Genomic DNA, 18762 nt, shown 5'->3' with positions numbered 1-18762 from the left:
ACAAAGCCAAGGCATATTGGGTTGCCCATTATTGACAGCAGAACTGTCGATACGTGCATGCTATTAGGTACGTCTGCAGCGCCGCGGAATTCGCGGCCAGGAGGGTGTGGGAGTACTAGCTCGAGTGTCCGGCAAGGATGCGGCGCCGTGGCGACGCACAGGTGGATTGGGGCGGGGAAGTCGATGACCGATCCCCTGAGAATGCAAGCGGTCGCGGCATTGGCCCGTGCCCACAATCTGCTCGCGGGCACTCCCATCAGTCCCCGCGTCGGTGACGCCTCGGAGCACACGGATGCGCTAGCGCGCCACGTGCTGCCGCGCGCGGCGGCGACTCGCTCGGGCGCCTCGATCAAGCGGCTCAGCCACTCGAGCCACACCGACCGGGCGCTGAAGGCCATCCTCGCCGCGGCGCGCGCCGATCACGCGCACGGCCGGGCGGCGACGCGGACGGTGCTCGAAGCGGCCGAATCGGACCCGAGACCGGCCTCCGATACACCGCTTGGCCGGCGGGAGGCCATGACCCGCATGGCGACAAGGCTGCGGGCCCAGCACCGCCACATCACCAAATCCCGGCGGCGGGCAAGGTTGCTCGCGCGGCGACTGCGACGCCTGCACTACCCGCAGAGGCGGACCATGCACAGAAGCCACGCCAGCGGGCGCCCGGCGGTCTTGGCGGCCATCCGTAAAGCCATGGATATCAAAGGCATTCACGACCCGGCGGCGCGCGCTCGCTGGGAACGCGGCATGGATCTGGTGGCCCGCCGCGAGTCCAACTACAACGCCAACGCGATCAATAACTGGGATTCCAACGCAGCGCGGGGCACCCCCAGCAGGGGCGCTTGGCAATTCATCGCGCCCACTTTCGCGGCCTACCACCAGCCGGGGACCTCGCGCGACATCCACAGCCTGGTCGCGCAGGCGTGCGCGTTCATCAACTACGCGATGGGCCGCTACGGGGTCGCAGCGGACGCGTCGAATCTGGCCGATCGGATTCAGCAGGCCGATCCTCACCGAGCACCCAAGGGGTACTGAGCATGCCGCTGAGTTTGTCTAATCGCGACCAGAACTCTGGGCACCTGTTCTACAACCGGCGGCTGCGGGCGGCCACCACCCGGTTCACGGTGCGCATGAAACACGACGACCGCAAGCAGACCGCCGCGCTGGTGCTGTCGATCCTCCTGGTTGCCATCGGATCCGGCTGGATGCTGCTGCTGAACGTGCTGAAACCCACTGGCATCGTGGGCGATTCGGCGATCATCGGCGACCGCGATTCCGGGGCGCTCTACGCCAAGATCGACGGGCGGCTGTATCCGGCGCTGAATTTGACGTCGGCCCGGCTGGCGACCGGGACGGCGAATCAGCCGACGTGGGTGAAACCCGCTGAGATAACGAAGTATCCGACCGGGCCGCTGGTCGGCATCCCGGGGGCGCCGGCGGCGATGCCGGTCCATCGGGGCGCCACCTCGGCCTGGGCGGTGTGCGACACCGCGGGACGCCCGCGCAGCCCGGAAAGGCCGGTGGTCACCTCGATCGCCGGCCAACTCGACGCCTACGACCGCGCCACACCGCTACGCGACGACGCCGGGCTGCTCGTCACGTTCGAGGGCAACACCTACGTGATCTGGGGCGGCAAGCGCTCCCAGATCGACCCGGTCAACAGGGCGGTCACGCTCAGCCTGGGGCTCGACCCGGGAGTGACTCTGCCGGTGGAGATTTCGCGGGCCCTGTACGACGCACTGCCCGCGACCGAACCGCTCGGCGTCCCCCAGGTGCCCCTGGCGGGGACCCCGTCGACGTGGGTGTCGGGCTCGCAGGTCGGCGCGGTGCTGCAGGCCCAGACCGCCAGCGGCGGCAAGCAGTTCTACGTCCTGCTGCCCGAGGGCGTGCAAAAGGTCACCAGCTTCGTCGCCGACCTGTTGCGCAGCGCCAACTCCTACGGGTCGACGGCGCCGCGCGTGGTGACCCCCGACGTGCTGGTCAACATCCCCGAGGTGACCTCGCTGGCCGTGGACTACTACCCGACCAAGCGCCTGAATTTCATTGACACCGCGGCCGATCCGACCACCTGCGTCGGCTGGGAGAAGGCGTCGACGGATCCGCGGGCCCGCGTCGTCGTCTACAACGGGCGCGGGCTGCCAACGCCGTCCTACCTGGACAACCGGATCGTCCACCTGGTGCGTGACGACCGCGACCCGGCGTCCGTGGTCGCCAACCAGGTCCTGGTGTTGCCGGGTGCGGCGAACTTCGTGACGTCGACCAGCGGTGTGGTCACCTCCGACTCCCGGGAATCGTTGTTCTGGGTCTCCGACAACGGGGTGCGGTTCGGGATCGCCAACGACGAGACGACGCTGCGGGCGCTCGGGCTCGATCCGGGCTCGGCGGTGCAAGCGCCCTGGCCGCTACTGCGGACTTTCGCTTCGGGCCCCGCGCTGTCAAGGGAGGCAGCGCTTTTGGCGCGTGACACCGTGCCGGCGCTGGGCAAGGTGGCTGTGGTGACGACATCGGCGAAGCCGGGAGGCTAGAGAATGTCCAAGAAGGCGTTTCCCATCAACCGCGTCAAGATCGATCCGCCCAAGCCGGTCCGGGTGGCGCCCAGCGCGCCGATCGCGTTGCCGGAGCGCGAGCCGCGCAACATCTGGGTGATGATCGGTGTGCCGGCACTGATCGTCGCGCTCATCGGCACCATCGTCATGCTCTACGTCTCCGGGGTCCGCAGCCTGACCACCGGGTTCTTCCCGCTGATGGGTATCGGCGCGTTCAGCATGCTGGCATTCTCCGGTCGCTTCGGCCGGGCCCGCAAGATCACCTGGGGCGAAATGGAAAAGGGCCGTCGGCGCTATCTGCGCGACCTCGACGGCAACCGCGACGAAATCCAGACCGCCGTGTGCGCGCAACGCGAATGGCAGAACTCCGTGCACTCCGACCCGCGCGGTCTGGGCGCGATCATCGGCGGCCCACGCATGTGGGAACGCGGCCGCTCCGACGCGGACTTTCTGGAGGCTCGCCTCGGTACCGGTGTGCAGCACGCACCGGATTCGGTGCTGTCGGTGACGTGGCCCGACATCGCCTCCGATGAGGAGCTCGAACCCGTCACCGGACAGGCGCTCCGCGATTTCATCCTGGAGCAGCGCAAGATTCGCGACATCGCCAAGGTGGTGAACCTGCGGTCGGCGCCCGGATTCAGCTTCGTGGGCGAGGACCTGGACCGCCTGCGGTCGCTGATGCGTTCGGTGCTGTGCTCGCTGGCGGTGTTTCACAACCCGCGCGACGTCAAGTTGATGGTGGTGACGCGCAACCCGGAGGTGTGGTCGTGGATCGTGTGGCTGCCGCACAACCTGCACGACGAACTGTTCGACGCGTGCGGGTTTCGGCGCCTGGTCTTCGCCACACCGGAGGAGCTCGAGGAGGCCCTGGGCGCCGAGCTGCACATGAAGGGCAAGCGCGGCGCCTGGACTCCGCTGGCCGCGGCCAGCCCCACCGCCATGGGCTCGGCCCTGGAAACCTCCACGGACATCGTCGATTTGGGCCCGCACCTGGTGATCGTCGACGACAACACGGGCAGCCCCGACGCCTGGGAGAGCGTGGTCGGCCAGGTCGGCAAGGCGGGAATCACCCTGCTGCGCATCGCCTCTCGGGTTGGTACCGGCGTGGGCTTCGCCACCGACCAGGTGTTCGAGCTCACCGAGCGGCACAGCTCACCCAACGGCTCGGTCAACGGCGAAGTAGTCCTGCACCGAAACGGCTCGGACTCCGACGGCGAGGACGGCCGCCCGGCCCCGCTGCTGCGGGTGCGCAACAAGTTCTTCGCCCACGCCGACCAACTCTCCGTGCACCGCGCCTACCGCTACGCGCGGGCGATGGCGCGCTGGTCGCCGACCAGCCGCAGCGAGATCGCCGACTCGGTCAGCGGCGCAACGGAATTGCTGCGCGCCCTCGGGATCAGCGACCCACGGGAGCTGGACGTCGACCGGTTATGGGCCGAGCGGCGCGGCCGCGGCGACGAGCGCTGGTGCGAGGTCCCGGTCGGCGCCAAGCCCAACGGCGAGCTGCAGAACGTCACCATCCGCGCCAAGGACTTCGGCGGCTTCGGATTCCACTCGGTGGTCATCGGCACCAGCGGTTCGGGCAAGTCGGAATTCTTCTTGTCGCTGGTTTACGGGATCGCGCTGACTCACTCGCCGGAAACATTCAACGTCATCTTCGTCGACATGAAGTTCGAGTCGGCGGCGCAGGACATCCTGGGTATCCCGCACGTGGTGGCCGCGCTGTCGAACCTCGGTAAGGACGAGCGCCACCTGGCCGAACGGATGCGCAGGGTCATCGACGGTGAGATCAAGCAACGCTACGAACTCTTCACGTCGGTGGGCGCGCGCGACGCCAACGACTACGAGGAGATCCGGCTCGCCGGGCGCGACCTGCCCCCGGTGCCGGTCTTGCTCGTCATCGTCGACGAGTACCTGGAGCTGTTCGCCAACCACGAGAAGTGGATCAATCTCATCATCCACATCGGTCAGGAAGGCCGCGGCGCCAACGTCTTCTTCATGCTGGGTGGTCAGCGCCTGGACCTGTCCTCGCTGCAGAAGGTCAAGTCCAACATCGCCTTCCGCATCGCACTGCGCGCCGAGTCCGGCGACGACAGCCGCGAGGTGATCGGCTCGGACGCCGCTTACCACCTGCCGTCGAAGGAGAACGGTTTCGGCCTATTGAAGGTGGGGCCGCGCGACCTGGAGCCGTTCCGCTGCTTCTACCTGTCTGCCCCGTTCGTGGTGCCCAAAACCAAGGAAGTCGCCGCGACCGTCGACATGACCCTGACCAAGCCCCGGCTGTACAACTGGCAGTTCCAGCCACTGGACGCCGCCGACGCCACGGCGTTGGAAGCCGCCGCGGCCGTCGATGCCGAACCCGACGAATTCCTGTACTACGAGGACGGTTTCAAGCGGAAGAAGATCGTGGACGTGCTGCGCGAGTCGTTGCACAACGTGCCGCACCGCTCCCCGCGCCGGCCCTGGCTGCAGCCGCTGGAAGAACCCGAGCCCATCGACGTTCTGGTGGCCGGATACCGCGGCAAGCCGTGGCATGTCGACTATGGACGCAACGCGGGCCTGATGTTCCCGGTGGGTGTCATGGACATCCCCGAGGAATCCAAGCAGGTCGTGCACGCGGTCGACGCACTGCGCAGCAACGTGATCGTGGTCGGGGCCAAGCAGCGCGGCAAGACCACCACCCTGATGACGCTGATGTGTTCGGCGGCAACGATGTACAGCCCCTCCCGCGTCACGTTCTTCTGTATCGGCGGGGCGACCCTTGCCCAGGCCGCGTCGCTGCCGCACGTCACCGACATCGTGTCACCGAAGGACGCCGAGGGCATCGAACGCATTTTGAGCAGCATGGACGCCTTGATCGATGCGCGCGAAGACTCGTTCCGGCGCCTCAAGATCGACCTCGACGGTTTCCGCGAGCGACGGTTCGCGCCCGGCAGCGACGGGCTGGGCGGCACCGACGCCAACGACCCGTTCGGGGATGTCTTCGTGGTGGTGGACGACTACGATGACCTGTATTCGAAAGACACCGTCCTGGGCGACCGCATCATCTCGTTGAGCAGCCGCGGCCCCGAATACGGGGTGCACGTGATGTGCAGCGCCGGCGGCTGGATTCACGGGCAACGGCAGAGCCTGCTGCAAAACGCCACGGCGCGAATCCAACTGCGGTTGGCCGACCCCAGCGAGAGCCAGATGGGGCACTCGTCGCTTGAGTCGCGGGACGCGGCCCGCCGGACGCTGAACCGCCCCGGCTTCGGTCTGACCGACAGCCTGCACGAACTGCGCGTCGGCATGCCTGCGTTGATCGACCCGGCCACCGGCGCGACGATCGGCATCGTCGACGTGGGCGCGCGCATCGCGGACGTTGCCGGCGTGACGAAGCACGCGACCCTGCAGCGACTGCCGCAGCGGGTGGAACTCAAGGCGATCCTGGAGTACGAGGCCGCCCACCCGACTGGTGACGACCTGTCGATCTCGTTTGCCATCGGCGAACGCCACGAACTCGGGCCGGTCCCCATCAAGCTGCGCGAAAGCCCGGGCGTGATGATCCTGGGCCGGCAGGGCTGCGGAAAGACCTTGTCGCTGGTGTCAATTGGCGAGGCGATCATGAACCGCTTCAGTCCCGAGGAGGCGCAGCTGACGCTGATCGACCCCAAGACCGCTCCGCACGGTCTGCGGGATTTGCACGGGCCCGGTTACGTGCGCGCGTACGCCTACGACCAGGACGAGATTGACGAGGTGATCACCGCGCTGGCTCAGCAGGTGCTGCTGCCCCGACTGCCTCCTAAGGGCCTGAGCCAGGAGGAGTTGCGCGCGCTCAAGCCATGGGAAGGCGCGCGGCACTTCGTGCTCATCGACGACATCGGCGACCTGCGGCCGGATCAGAGTTACCCGCCCAAGCCGCCGGTGGGCGCCGCGTTGTGGAAGCTGATGGAACGCGCCCGCCAGATCGGCTTGCACGTGTTCACCACCCGCAACAGCGCGAACTGGGCGACGCTGCAGATGGATCCGTGGATCAGGTTCCAGAACTCAGCGAAAGTCGCTCAGCTGTATATGGATAACGACCCACAGAACCGGATCAACCGCAACGTTCGCGCCCAGGCGCTCCCTCCGGGACGTGGCCTGCTGGTGAGCGCGGACGGCGACGTCGAAGGCGTGTTGGTCGGGCTGCCGTCGTCGTTCATGCCCCCGCCGCAGTAACCAGGTGCGGCTCCGGTGTTTTCACCGCGTCGGCGACGGCGCGGCGGGGGAGTGGGCTCGGCCACCAGAACCACCGGCCCAACAGCGCCACGATGGACGGCACGACGAACGCCCGCACCACCAGGGTGTCCAGCAACAGCCCGACCGCGATGGTCGTGCCGATCTGGGCGATGCTGAGCACGCTGCTACTCAGCAAGGCCAGCATGGTCAGGCCGAAGACGATGCCGGCGACGGTGACCACCCCGCCGGTGCCGCCGAAGGCGCGGATGATGCCGGTCTTGAGGCCCGCCGCCGCTTCCTGTTTGATGCGCAACGCCAGCAGCAGGTTGTAGTCGGCGCCGACGGCGATCAACGCGATGAACGCGATCGGTGCGACGGCCCAGTGCAGGTCCTGATGAAGCAGGTGCTGCCAAATCAGCACGCTGGCGCCGACGGCCGAGGCGTACGACAACACGACGGTGCCGACCACGACGAGTCCCGCAACCGGGCTGCGCAGCATCGCGGTGACGATCAAGAAGATGAGCACCAGCGCGGCGCCGACCAGCAGCGTGGTATCACTGGCCACGTAGCGCTGCAGATCGGCGGTCACCGGTCCGACACCGGCGAGGTCGACCTCAACCGGCGTCAGGGTGCCCTCTTTGGTCGCCTCCTTGACGGCGGCGCGGACCTGGTCTGCCCGTGCGGCGCCGTCGGCGCCCCACTCGGATCCATCGCCGTAGACCAGAAGGTAAGCAGCACGGCCGTTCTCGGAAATTAGATGGCCAAGCACGGCGGTGTACCGAGGATCGGCCAGCGCCCGCTGGGGCATGTAGAAATCCGCCGCGGCGCTGCCCCGAAACTGCGTCGCGATCTCGCTCATGTAGTCGGTCAACTGATGCATCTGCGGCCCGAGCGAATCCGTCAGGCTCAGTAGGTCACGGGTGGCCGAACGCGCCTGTCCCAACGCCTCTTTCATCGCGGCCACGTTCTGCGGCAAGCCGGCCATCGCGGTGGCCGCCGTGCTCGAGCCGCTGGTCAGTTTCGTCGCGCCGGCATCGAGGCGCGCCGACGTTTGCACGAGGCTGTCGACGGGTTGCAGCACGCGGTCCACCGTCGAACAGATTGGATTGACCGCGCAGTCGGGGGTCCGCCCGACGACGTCGCGCAACGGGTCGAGGTAACCCGACACCGCCGTAACATTGCGTTGCAATCCGTCCATGCCGGCGCGCATGTCTTCCGCGGCGCCGGACATGTTGGCCAACCCCGCACTGCCGCCGCGCAGCCCGTTGCCGAGACCGTCGACGGCGACCTGGGTCTGCGCCAGCGCGCCGTCCAATTCGGAGACCCGCTTCAGACGCTGGGTCAGCGCGTCCATGGTGTCGCCGAACTGGCGGCCGAGCACGCCGGCCTGATAGCTCAGCGTCGCCTGTTCGGGGACCTTGCCGTCGGGCCGGCTGGCGGACTGCACGGCGCGCACTCCCGGAACGGCCATGATGTGGCGGGTGATCCGCTCGATGGCGATCAGGCCGGCCGGGTTGCGCAGGTCGTGATCGGCCTGGATCGCGATAACATCGGGCAACAGCGAATTCGCGGCGAAATGCCTGCCGGCGCTGGCATAGCCGCGGTTGGAGTCGGTGGACGACGGTGTGGCGGCGGGCTCGTTGAAACCGACCCGCATGTCGGACAGCGGCAACGCAGCCAGCAGGGTCAACCCCAACGCGGCGACCAGAATCGGCCCGGGCCAGCGGGCCACGGCGGTGCCGACGCGACGCCAGCGCCGCGCCGTAGTCGACGGCCGCGGTTCGAGATATCCGCGCCGCACAGCCAGGCTCATCAGCGCGGGCGTCAGGGTCAGCGCGGCCACCATGGTCGCCAGAATGCCGATGGCGCACGGCAACCCGGCGCTTCGGAACGAGCCGACGTGGGCGAACACCAGGCATGCCAGCGCCACCGACACGGTCAGCGCCGATCCGATCACGACGGGCGCGATGGAACGGTAGGCCTGCGTCAGCGCGTCCTGCGGCGCGGCGCCGCGGCGGCGGCCTTCGTGATAGCGGCCGACCAAAAAGATCGCGTAGTCGGTGCCGGCGCCCAGCGTCATGGCCGCCATGAGGGCCACCGAAAATAGCGACACCTCAACCACGTTGGCCTGGCCCAGTGCGGCGACGATGGCACGAGCCAGGGCCAGGGCGAGTCCGACCGAGATTAGGGGAATCGCGGCGGCTACCGGCGAGCGGTACACCATCAGCAACAACAGCAGGATGAGACCGATGGTGGCGGCGGTGATTCCGAGCATCTGCCGGTCGATGGCGGAGAATTCGTCGACGATCGTGGCGCCGGGACCTGTGACATGAACTTCCAGGCCGGCCGGCGGGGAGAGCTTCTGGGCGATGGCGCGCACGGCATTCACGGAATCGCGGGCCTGGGCGGTGCCGAGCATCCCGGCGAGCCGCACCATCACGCTGACGGCCCGGCCGTCTGAGCTCTGCGCGCCCGCGGCCGTCGCGGGCTGCGACCAGAGATCGGTCACCGCATACACGTGACGCTGATCGAAACCCAGCGCCGTCGTCAATGCGTCGTAAAACTGGCGGTCACGTGGTGTCAGCCGCTGATTGCGTTCCAGCACAACGTAAACGAAGTTGTTGCTGGGGGTCTGGTTGAAAAGTTGGGCCGCACGGGCGGCGGCTACCGCGCTGGGCGCCGTGGGGGGCATGAAGGATCGGGCGTGGGAGTCGACGATTCGTTCCAGTTGGGGGACCGCCAGATTGGCGGTCCCTGCCGCCAGCACCCACAGACCGACAACCAGGACCGCGTACCGACCGGTCAGTCGCGCAAGCATCCTCGATCGGTCATGCAACGGTCTGCCGATCCCCGGCGGGCCCGCCGAAGAGGCCCACGGCCACATGTTCGCCGCGAGATAGCGACCGCACCCGCAGCGACCGGCGCGACCCGAGCTTCACCAACGCGTGCAGGCCGGGCTCGGCGGCCTCGAGATCGGCCCGCACCTGTTCGGCCGACGCGCCCTCGTGGGCGGCCTGGTCCAGCTTGGCCACCAGCATGGTGATCCAGCGCTGGCCGAGCGAAAGCATCAGGCCTTCCTCGTCGCCGAACAGCTCGGGCACCTCGGATGAGTTGTCGATCAACGCAACTGCCGCCTGGGAGTCCGTCTCGGCGGCCTTGATCACTTTGGCCATGAAGGCCATGCGGTTGTGCAGCAGTGTCCATGTCATGCCTCGACGGTAGGAAAGCGGCCGCCTGCCGCGCGTCGTGCCGAAGTGCAGTCTTTGTCTCCTACCAGGGGCGGAGACGGGTGCCGACCCCGGCATGATGTGACGAGGCGGCAAGCTCTTCTAGGATTGGACGATGTTGCGTGCCGTAGCGGATTACGCGCGGGAACAGCTTCGTCGGCGCAGCGAGCTGATTCCCGTCGGCATCACGTGGACGTCGCTGATCGCGGTCGACGCCGTCCTCGTGCTCGGCGGCGTGATCGGAACGCTGCAGCGACCCGTGTCCGATTGGCCCGTGGCGCTGACCGCGTTCGCCCTTGCCCTATCGCCAGAGGTGATGTTCTTCGTCTTCAACATGAAGATCATCCCGGGACCGTTATGGGCGACCTGGTCGGCGGCCGCCGCGCTCACGCTCTTCGCCACATCGACGCCCATTCATGCCGATTTCGCACCGGCCTTTTTGGTCCTGATGGTCTTGACCGTCGCGACGTTGGCGTCGGTCCTGGGGGGTTTCCTGGCCACCGCGTCCGCGGCCGCGATGTTGCTCATCGCGTCCGCGCTACACCGCCTCGACGCGGTGGCGTTATACCTGGGTTTCATCGCGGTGGCCTGGCTGCTCGGCTACCTGATGCGCACCCAACGGCTGCTGCTGGCCGAACAAATCGAGGCGCAGGACAAGCTCGCCGAGCACGCGGCCGCCGACGAACGCCGGCGCATCGCGCGCGAAGTGCACGACGTGATCGCGCATTCGCTCAGCATCACCCTGTTGCATGTGACCGGTGCGCGCCGCGCGCTGCAGCAGGACCGCGACGTCGACGACGCGGTCGATGCGCTGGAACAGGCCGAGAAGCTCGGCCGGCAGGCGATGGCCGACATCCGTCGTACCGTCGGGCTGCTCGACAATTGGCCGACCAAAACGGCGCAGACCACGCCCGAACCCGGCATCGACGATGTCTCGGCGCTCGTCGAGGGCTTTCAGCAAGCCGGCCTGGCCGTCACGCTGTGCGCCGAAGGACCGACCGATCACGTGTCGCCCGCGGTCGGCCTCGCGCTCTACCGCATCACCCAGGAGTCGCTGGCCAACGTCGCCAAGCATGTGCCCGAATCGAAAGCCAGTGTGGTGCTCGATATTTCGCCGGCGTCGGCACGGCTTGCGGTCAGCAATCAGGTTCCGGCCGCAGTCGCCGCCACGAAATCACCGGAGGGGCGCGGGCTGCGCGGCATGCGCCAGCGCGTCGACCTGCTCGGCGGTGCGATCGACGTCGGCCCGACCCGAGACGGGTGGTCGGTGTGCGCCGAGATACCGCTGCGCGAAGGTGACACCACCTGGCGACCGTGGTGGTGCAAGCAATGACCGACCCGACGCCCGAGATCACCGTGCTGCTCGTCGACGACCAGGATCTCGTGCGTTCGGGCCTGCGCCGAATCCTGCGCCGCAAGGACGGTTTCGTCATCGTCGCGGAGTGCGCCGACGGTGACGAGGTGCCCGCCGCGGTAGCCGAGCACCGGCCCGACGTCGTCGTGATGGACCTGCGGATGCGTCGCGTCGACGGCATCGAGGCGACACGCCGGCTGGGCGGCAGGCCGCCGGTGCTTGCGCTCACCACTTTCAACGAGGAGGAGCTGTTGTCCGGGGCGCTGCGCGCCGGCGCAGCCGGCTTCGTGCTCAAAGACTCGTCCGCCGAGGAGCTGATCCGCGCGGTGCGCGCGGTCGCCAGGGGTGACAGTTACCTGGATCCGGCGGTGACCTCGCGCGTGCTCACCACATACCGCAAGGCGGCCCCCGGCCCGCGCGGCACCGCGATCGCCGAGCTGACCACCCGCGAGCTCGACGTCCTGACATTGATCGGCCAGGGCCTGTCCAATACCGAGATCGCAGGCCAGCTCTTCATTTCCGGTGTCACCGTCAAAAGCCACATCGGGCGGATCTTCGGCAAGCTCGACCTGCGCGACCGCGCCGCCGCAATCGTCTACGCGTACGACAACGGCATCGTCGCCCCGCGCTGAAGGTCTACAGCGTCGCCGATTGCTCGGCCAGGTTCAGCAGGACGTAGGCCATGCACACGAGGAAGTTCAGCACCACCATGATCAGGCCCGCGAACATCAGCGAACGGGTTCCGCGTTGCCTGAGCCGCTTGTATCGCGCGGCGCGAGACTCGCGGTCGAGCTGAATCGCGATCAACGCGAAGTTCACGTTGATCAATTCATGAGCGGCCAGCGGCGCGCCCGCCAGCATTTCCCGCAGCCGCTCCGGTGCCGTTCGAACACCCACCCGTTCGAAACTGTGGCACAGCCGCCGCGCCCGCCTTCGGCGGAGCGTGTCATAGCGCAGCCGTAGCTGACGCGAAAGTTGCCCTCGATCGTCCCCCCAGGGGTAAGACGGGGTCATCACAAGCGGGATTCTAAATCTCCCGGGGCCACTTTGGCCGTGTGTACACGAATTAAGTGGCGAGAGATCATTTCGCCGAACCGCCACTCATTTGCTGGGCGGTGGGCAGATCGAGGTAGCGCTCCAGGTTGCGGTGCATGTTGATCACGCGGCGCTCCTCGCTGGACAACACCAGATGCGTGAAGCCGGGCTGGTGCATGCCGCGCTGCAGGCCGGGGAGCACCGCGATGTCCTGGGTGAGCACCACACCCGGCTCGGCCGCCTCGGCGGCCATGCGGACATCGGTCGGCTTGGCGCGCGGCGCGCCCGCCGGCATCCGCGTCATCAGGAACATGACCAGTTCGCCGCGATCGGAATCGGTACCGGGGCGCGAACACATCACGGTCAGATGGTCGGCATTGGTCAGAAGCGTCATGTTGGGGAACACGTTGTACTGGTGCAGCCGGGTCATTCGGTCGGTGTCAGCCCAGTCGAGGTCGACGCCGCGGCCCGCGGCGAAGGCGCGGGTCCGCTCGGCGATCAGGTCGGCGACCGTCTGGCCGGGCCGGAGTTCGTCGGCCGGGAAGGGTGTGCCCTCGGCGGCGCCCATCAGCGCACCCTGCGTGAAGACGTAGGCGTCCCACACCTCTTCGTCGCTCAGCGCGCCATCCAAGCGCGGGCTCTGCACGCCGTAGGGCTGATCCGACTTCCCGGTATGGCCCCAAATCTGTTGCGGCGCATGGATATCGTCGACGCAACGCAGGAGTTCGGGATGCAGGGTCTGGATGTGATACGTCTCGCTGTAGCCGTCCGCGATCGTTTTCCAGTTGGCGTCGACGTCGACGGTGAGCGTGGCGTAGCAGCGAAAGTCCTCCAGACGACACCACGCGATGTCATCGGGAACCGCCTCCAGGTACTCGATCAGGGGCATGGCGCCCGGGTCGAGGTTGACGAAGACGAGCCCCGCCCACGTGTCGACGCGAGCCGGTATCAGCGGAAAGTCGGACATGCGCAGCGACCCGAAGCCCTTGCGGTCGGGCACCCGTTTGAGCGCGCCGGCCAGGTTCCAGGTCCACCCGTGATAGCCGCACTTGAGCTCGCGCAGACCCGAACCCGAGCCGGTGCACAACGAATTGCCGCGATGCCGGCACACGTTCTGGAACGCGCGGATCTCCCCATCGTCATCGTGGACGATCAGCACCCCGTAGGGCCCACAGCGGTACTCGAAATAGTCGCCGGGCGCCGCGACGTGGTCGACCATGCAGGCCAGCTGCCACACCCTCGGCCACATCCGCTCCACTTCGAGCGCCGCGAAGGCGGGGGAGTAGTACCGCTCGGCCGGCACCAGCGTTGGGGTCTCCGGCGGGGTGCCGATCGCATCCTCCTGGACGTGCGAGCGGGTGCGCGCCGTTGCCATCGAGCAAGCTCTCAGCGCGCTCCGCGGACCAGGCGTCCGGGGCGTGCCCCGGTGTCGACGTCTTTGCGGCGGGTGACGGTCCCGCTGACGATGGTCGCCGCATAACCGCTGGCGCCCTGCAAGATCCGGTTTCCGCCGGCCGGCAGGTCGAAGGCCATCGCCGCCGGGTGCAGCGTCAGGGCGTCCATGTCGATGACGTTGATGTCCGCCTTCTTGCCCGGCTCGATAGTGCCGCGGTCGGTGAGGCCGAACAGGTGCGCGGTGTCGCGGGACTGCTTGCGGATCACGTACTCCAGCGACAGCTGGTCGCCACGGTGCCGGTCCCGCGCCCAGTGCGTGAGCAGGAACGTCGGATACGAAGCGTCACAGATCATCCCGCAATGGGCCCCGCCGTCGGACAGCCCGAGCACGCCAGCGGGGTGCAGCATCATCTCGCGGATCGCGTCGTGGTTGCCGTCGGCGTAGTTGAACAACGGCAGCATCAGCATCGACGTGGCGTCCGCCTCGAGCATGAGGTCGTACAGCGTCGACAGCGGGTCCTCGCCGCGCGCTTCGGCGATGGCGGCGACGGTGCGGTCCGGGGTGGGCTCGTAGTCCGGGGGATTGCCGAGCGCGTAGAGCCGCCCCAGCGAGTGCTGCACCAAAGCGAACATGCCGTCGAACAACAGGGCCGGGTCCACCGGCAGGTCGTCTTCGGACAGGATCGCCGCCTTTACTGCGGGATCGGCCAGCCGCTGCGCGAGCTCCTGGCGGCTGCACTCGGCCTTGAGGCGACGGAAGGTCGGCCGGTGGCTGAAGCCGTGATGCCCCTGGAAGCCGATCATCATGCCGAACGGGCGCGCCGCGATCTGCGGGTGCAGCCGGGCGCCGGCCGCGTGCGCATCCGCGGACAGGTCCAGCATCTCGCGCCACAGCTTCGGGTCGGCGTCCACCTGAATGAGGGCGAACGACACCGGGCGGTCGATCTCGGCGCTCAGCCGCCGCATCCAGTCCAGTTCCTTTTTGGGGCCGATGATGTCTTCGCCCGCGGCCCCCTGCGGGGCCAGCTCGAACACCGCCTGCCCGCCGGCGGCCATGGCGCGGCCGAGGCCGAACAGCTCTTCCTCGGCGGCAAACGTGCCGGGAACCGGTTCGCCGTCCATCGCGCGGTGCCCCATCGTGCGCGACGTCGAGAAGCCGAGCGCGCCGGCTTCGATCGCCTCACGCACCAGACGGCCCATCGCCTCGATGTCGTCGGGCGTGGCGGGCTGGTTGCGGGCGCCCCGGTCGCCCATCGCGTAGGCGCGGATGGCGCCGTGGGCGACCTGGCTGCCCACGTCGACGGCGAATGTGTGCTTGCCGATCGCGTCGAGGTACTCGGGGTAGGTCTCCCAGCCCCAGGTGATGCCCTCGGTCAGCGCGGTGCCGGGGATGTCCTCGACGCCCTCCATCAGCTCGATCAGCCATTGCTCGGTGCCCGGCCGCACCGGGGCGAAGCCGACGCCGCAGTTGCCGGTCACGATCGTCGTGACGCCATGCCCGCTGGACGGCTCCAGCAAGCTGTCCCAGGTCACCTGGCCGTCGTAGTGGGTGTGGATGTCGACGAATCCGGGGGCCACCACATGTCCTGTCGCATCGATGGTTTCGGCCGCTTCCCCGCCCAAGGCGGGGCCGTCAGCGGAGCGTCGGACGACGTCGACGATCTTGCCGTCCTTGATGCCGATGTCGGCGCGGTAGCGCTCGGCGCCCGTCCCGTCGACGACGGTTCCACCGGTGATCTTCAGGTCAAACATGAGACTCCTCTTCGCCGCCGCGGGCTGTGTCGGAGGGCTGAGCAGAAGGCGCGCAGCATTTCGCTACGGTAGGTAGCGTAACTCTTGGTGCGCCGAAGGCAATAGCTTCAGCCGAATTCGCGAGGCTTAGAGGGAACTCTTCAGGGCGGCGACGGTTTCCAGATCGTCGAGCGCGGCGACGCCCCGCCGCAGGCCCTCCATGGCGATGTCTTCGACCTGCATTCCGCCCATCCCGGTGGTGATCAGCGGGGCGACATAGGCGTACAGCGCGCCCTGGCGGAACCGCAACCACAAGTCGTCGCGGTCCAGCTCGGGGCCGCCGGCGGCCACCAGCGCCCGCCGGTAGTCGTCGAGCAGGTCGCGTTGGCTGGCCTGCCGGTCCTGCGGGGTCAGGCTGGTGATCAGGGTGTAGGCCAGCTCGCGGCTGGGGTGCCCGCGTCGGACCGCCTGCCAGTCCAGCAGTCCGGCCTTGCCGCCGTGGAAGTACATGTTGCCCGGATGGGCATCGCCGTGCATGACGGTGTGCGGGGGAGTGTCGATGAGCGCGGCGACGGCGCGGTAGTTGTCGGCGATGAAGGTGCCCTTCTCCACCGGAATCGTCGTGCGTGCGGCAAGGCGCTTGATCGAGGTGTGCATCAGCGAGCCGGTCAACAGGGACGTCACGTCGCCCGACGGCGTGTAAAGCCAGCCAAGGGGCCCACGCCCGTCGCGCGGCAACCGGCCCCAGAACGTGGCGTGCAGGTCGGCCAGCAGTTCGACGATGAGGCTGGCCTGGTCGGTCGACAGCGGGTGCAAGGTGTCCGGGAACTCGTACGACTCCGCCGGGAGATCCTCCAGCACCAGCAGGTACCGGCCCGTCCACGGATCGAACGTCGCGCCGTAGCAGTAGGGGACGCCGATGACCTGCGGCGCGAGCTGGCGGTAGAAGCGCACCTCGGTGTGCCCCAGGCGGCCGAGTTCACCCATCAGGCGGGTGGCGGCGCTCTCCGCCGCGACCTTGACGAACACCGACTCCGGGACGTCCTTGCCGGTCAGCACCAGCCGGCCGCGCGAGGATGTACCGGCGTCCCTGCTCAGCACGCGGACTGACCGGACGGTGGTTCCCATGACGCGGGAAAGGACCGCGGGGTCGATGTCTTCGACCGTCCGCGGCAACCCGAGCCGGCCGCCCACCACCGCATCGGTGGCCACCCGCCCGGCGCCCCGGCCGAGGTGAGCGGCCAGCCCAATGAAGGAGAAGGCTTGTCCCACAGGAGTTTTCATGTCCATCCATCCCGGTTTGCAGGCCGGCGACGCTGCAGTGTTCTCAGCACCAACGCCGTCGGAGAAAACCATTCGAACGTCTGGACATCAGACAATATACGATTATTGTCTGATCTGTGGAACCAGGGCCCTCACGACGAGCTGTTCGACGAATTCGCGTTTGTCGGCTAACGGGCGGTATCGCCACGAGGGGGCAAGCAGAAACATCGTCGCGGTGTGCAACCACTGGACGATCGACCGGAACTCGACATCGGGGTAGAGCAGCCCCGCCGCCTTCCAGCGGTCCAGCAGTGGCCCGTAATGCCGCAGTAGCAGCTCGACGATCGGTTCGGAGCCCTTTTCGAGCGCCGCGGCCACCGCGGTGCTCTCGGCGGCGAACAGCGCTTCGTTCAACGGGTTGCCCTCCACCGATTGCACCCGCGCCAGCACCATCTCGGGCACCGATCGAACGGGGTCGTCGGGCGCGGGCAGCGAGCGCACCAGTTCGCCGAGCGCGGTGTCCACACGCGTCAGCATCAGTCCCAGCAGCACATCGTCGCGGCCGGGAAAGTAGCGGTACACCGTCGAGCGCGACACTTCAGCCTCGTCGGCGACCTCGCCCATCCGGAACTGGGTGTTTCCGCGCCGCACGATGCAGCGTCCCGCCGCATCCACGATGCGTCTGCGGGCCTCCTCGTCGTCGAGGATCGCGCGGTCGTCGCCCCACCGCCGGCTCGGTTCCATGGCGGCGATGTTACGGGATGCGTTGTGCTGCTTCGATATCGGATATGCCAGCCCGGACCGATCGGAGTCCGACGATGAATCACCTTGCAGCGCAGGGAGAAAACCTAGCCAGAAAGGCCGTTTGATGGCGTATTCCGCCGCGGACGAAGCGTTCACCCACCAGCTCCCGACCACCTTCGACCAGGTGCACGACCCGGACCCGACGTGGTCGGATCGGTGCTACTTCTTCGCCGCATCACCGGACGGCACCATGTTGCTGGCCAGCGGCTACGGCAACAACCCGAACACCGGCAGCGGGCTGGGTTACGTGAAGGTCAGCCTCGCCGACGGCCGGCACTGGGACCTGCTGTCGGGGCGGCCGGTCACCGGGGACGACCGCGGCGAGTTGAGCGCCGGACCGATGCGCTGGACCTGCGTCGAGCCGCTGAAGAAGTGGCGATTGGACGTCGAGCCCAACAACTCCGGAATCGAGTGGGAGCTCTACTACGAGCCCACCGCCCCGATGTGGGAGCTGTTGCCCATGAAAGTGCGAGGCAAGGACGGCCAGATGTTGGCCGACATGTACCACATGAAAGAACCCGGGCGATGGAGCGGCTGGGTGAAGATCGACGGCGAACGCGTCAGCGTCGACGGCTTTCACGGCGGCCGCGACCGCACCTTCGGCGTGCGGGTCTCGGACAAAATCGACTTCTGGTTGTGGCTCGACGCCGGGTTCGACGACCATGCCATCGAAGCGTGGATCATCGAATCCTCGGACGGCACAGTTAATTACGTCGACGGAGGCATCACCTACGGCGACGGGACATTATCGAAACGATTCGTCAAGATCGAGCACGAGGTCGAATTCGACGGCGACCGCAAGCGGCCCAGCCGCGCGGTGCTCGTGTTCACCGACGAAGACGGCGAGGCGCACCGCGTGATCGCCGAGGCAACCCACCAGCAGGTCAACGCCTACTATGGGCTGCCCATGGCGCACTGCCAATACGAAGACTTGGGTGGCGGTGCTTACTTCATCCACTTCACTTGGGACAGCACCGATCTCGAGCAGCTGTCCGAGACCGAGGGCAATTCGATGGCGCTCGACCAATTGATGCGGTTCGAGTTTGACGGCGAGACCGGTTGGGGCATTTTCGAATTGCTCCTCGGAGGCCAGGGCTATGCCCGCTACCCCAACTGGACGGCGATGGATATGTCCGCGTTCACCCAGGACAAGACCCCAGTTGATCGCTTGCAGGACGACCACGACGGGGTTGGGCAGTGACCTTGGACGCCG

At 67.6% G+C, this 18762-nt stretch carries 13 protein-coding genes; 6 read left to right on the top strand and 7 right to left on the bottom strand.

Annotation, left to right across the window (positions count from 1 at the left end; all coding sequences use genetic code 11):
• Positions 1-183: 183 nt before the first annotated feature.
• Genes A5775_RS10660 through eccCa form a run of 3 tightly spaced genes read left to right on the top strand, consistent with a single transcriptional unit; the run spans position 184 to position 6740 of the window.
• Positions 184-1032, top strand: coding sequence for a DUF4226 domain-containing protein (locus A5775_RS10660; protein WP_067251667.1), 849 nt, complete (start codon positions 184-186; stop codon positions 1030-1032).
• Positions 1033-1034: 2 nt separating this feature from the next.
• Positions 1035-2522 (top strand): type VII secretion protein EccB, encoded by a 1488-nt coding sequence (eccB, locus tag A5775_RS10655; RefSeq protein ID WP_067251665.1) that lies wholly within the window; start codon positions 1035-1037, stop codon positions 2520-2522.
• A gap of 3 nt (positions 2523-2525) precedes the next feature.
• On the top strand, positions 2526-6740 hold the full coding sequence (eccCa, locus tag A5775_RS10650) for a type VII secretion protein EccCa (RefSeq protein ID WP_067251662.1): 4215 nt from the start codon (positions 2526-2528) through the stop codon (positions 6738-6740).
• On the opposite strand, the gene A5775_RS10645 is transcribed toward eccCa, so the two are convergent.
• Together A5775_RS10645 and A5775_RS10640 are read right to left on the bottom strand one after the other, a co-directional pair.
• Positions 6721-9558 carry an RND family transporter gene (locus A5775_RS10645; RefSeq protein ID WP_369827815.1) on the bottom strand — a complete coding sequence of 946 codons (2838 nt, stop codon included), beginning with the start codon at positions 9556-9558 and terminating at the stop codon, positions 6721-6723. The two genes, eccCa and A5775_RS10645, sit on opposite strands and share 20 nt — an antisense overlap.
• Positions 9559-9568: 10 nt before the next feature.
• Positions 9569-9949, bottom strand: a complete 381-nt coding sequence (locus A5775_RS10640; protein WP_067251657.1) for a hypothetical protein — start codon at positions 9947-9949, stop codon at positions 9569-9571.
• 133 nt (positions 9950-10082) lie between these two features.
• Between A5775_RS10640 and A5775_RS10635 the strand changes: the two genes are divergently transcribed.
• Positions 10083-11300 carry a sensor histidine kinase gene (locus A5775_RS10635; protein WP_067251655.1) on the top strand — a complete coding sequence of 406 codons (1218 nt, stop codon included), beginning with the start codon at positions 10083-10085 and terminating at the stop codon, positions 11298-11300.
• Positions 11297-11953 carry a response regulator transcription factor gene (locus A5775_RS10630; protein WP_067251652.1) on the top strand — a complete coding sequence of 219 codons (657 nt, stop codon included), beginning with the start codon at positions 11297-11299 and terminating at the stop codon, positions 11951-11953. Before A5775_RS10635 ends, A5775_RS10630 begins: the two co-directional genes overlap by 4 nt.
• 4 nt (positions 11954-11957) lie before the next feature.
• Here A5775_RS10630 and A5775_RS10625 read toward each other — a convergent pair whose 3' ends face one another.
• The 5 genes from A5775_RS10625 to A5775_RS10605 all read right to left on the bottom strand — a co-directional run bounded on the left by A5775_RS10625 (position 11958) and on the right by A5775_RS10605 (position 17489).
• Complete coding sequence (locus A5775_RS10625; protein WP_067251650.1) at positions 11958-12218, bottom strand: hypothetical protein; 261 nt, start codon at positions 12216-12218, stop codon at positions 11958-11960.
• A 184-nt stretch (positions 12219-12402) separates the two neighbouring features.
• Complete coding sequence (locus A5775_RS10620; protein ID WP_067251648.1) at positions 12403-13731, bottom strand: aromatic ring-hydroxylating dioxygenase subunit alpha; 1329 nt, start codon at positions 13729-13731, stop codon at positions 12403-12405.
• Positions 13732-13742: 11 nt separating this feature from the next.
• Positions 13743-15503 carry an amidohydrolase family protein gene (locus A5775_RS10615; protein ID WP_067251646.1) on the bottom strand — a complete coding sequence of 587 codons (1761 nt, stop codon included), beginning with the start codon at positions 15501-15503 and terminating at the stop codon, positions 13743-13745.
• A 126-nt stretch (positions 15504-15629) separates the two neighbouring features.
• Entirely contained in the window at positions 15630-16766 is a 1137-nt protein-coding gene (locus A5775_RS10610; RefSeq protein WP_197512498.1) for a phosphotransferase, read from the bottom strand.
• Positions 16767-16868: 102 nt separating this feature from the next.
• Positions 16869-17489, bottom strand: coding sequence for a TetR/AcrR family transcriptional regulator (locus tag A5775_RS10605; RefSeq protein WP_067251641.1), 621 nt, complete (start codon positions 17487-17489; stop codon positions 16869-16871).
• 124 nt (positions 17490-17613) lie between these two features.
• Here A5775_RS10605 and A5775_RS10600 point away from each other — a divergent pair, with 124 nt between their 5' ends.
• Entirely contained in the window at positions 17614-18750 is a 1137-nt protein-coding gene (locus A5775_RS10600; RefSeq protein ID WP_067251640.1) for a hypothetical protein, read from the top strand.
• The last annotated feature ends 12 nt before the right edge of the window (positions 18751-18762 follow it).

It is taken from the genome of Mycobacterium sp. 852002-10029_SCH5224772, from assembly GCF_001667315.1.
Lineage (GTDB): Bacteria > Actinomycetota > Actinomycetes > Mycobacteriales > Mycobacteriaceae > Mycobacterium.
The sequence above is the reverse complement of the archived record's forward strand: the minus strand, read 5'-3'. Positions and strand labels throughout refer to the sequence as shown.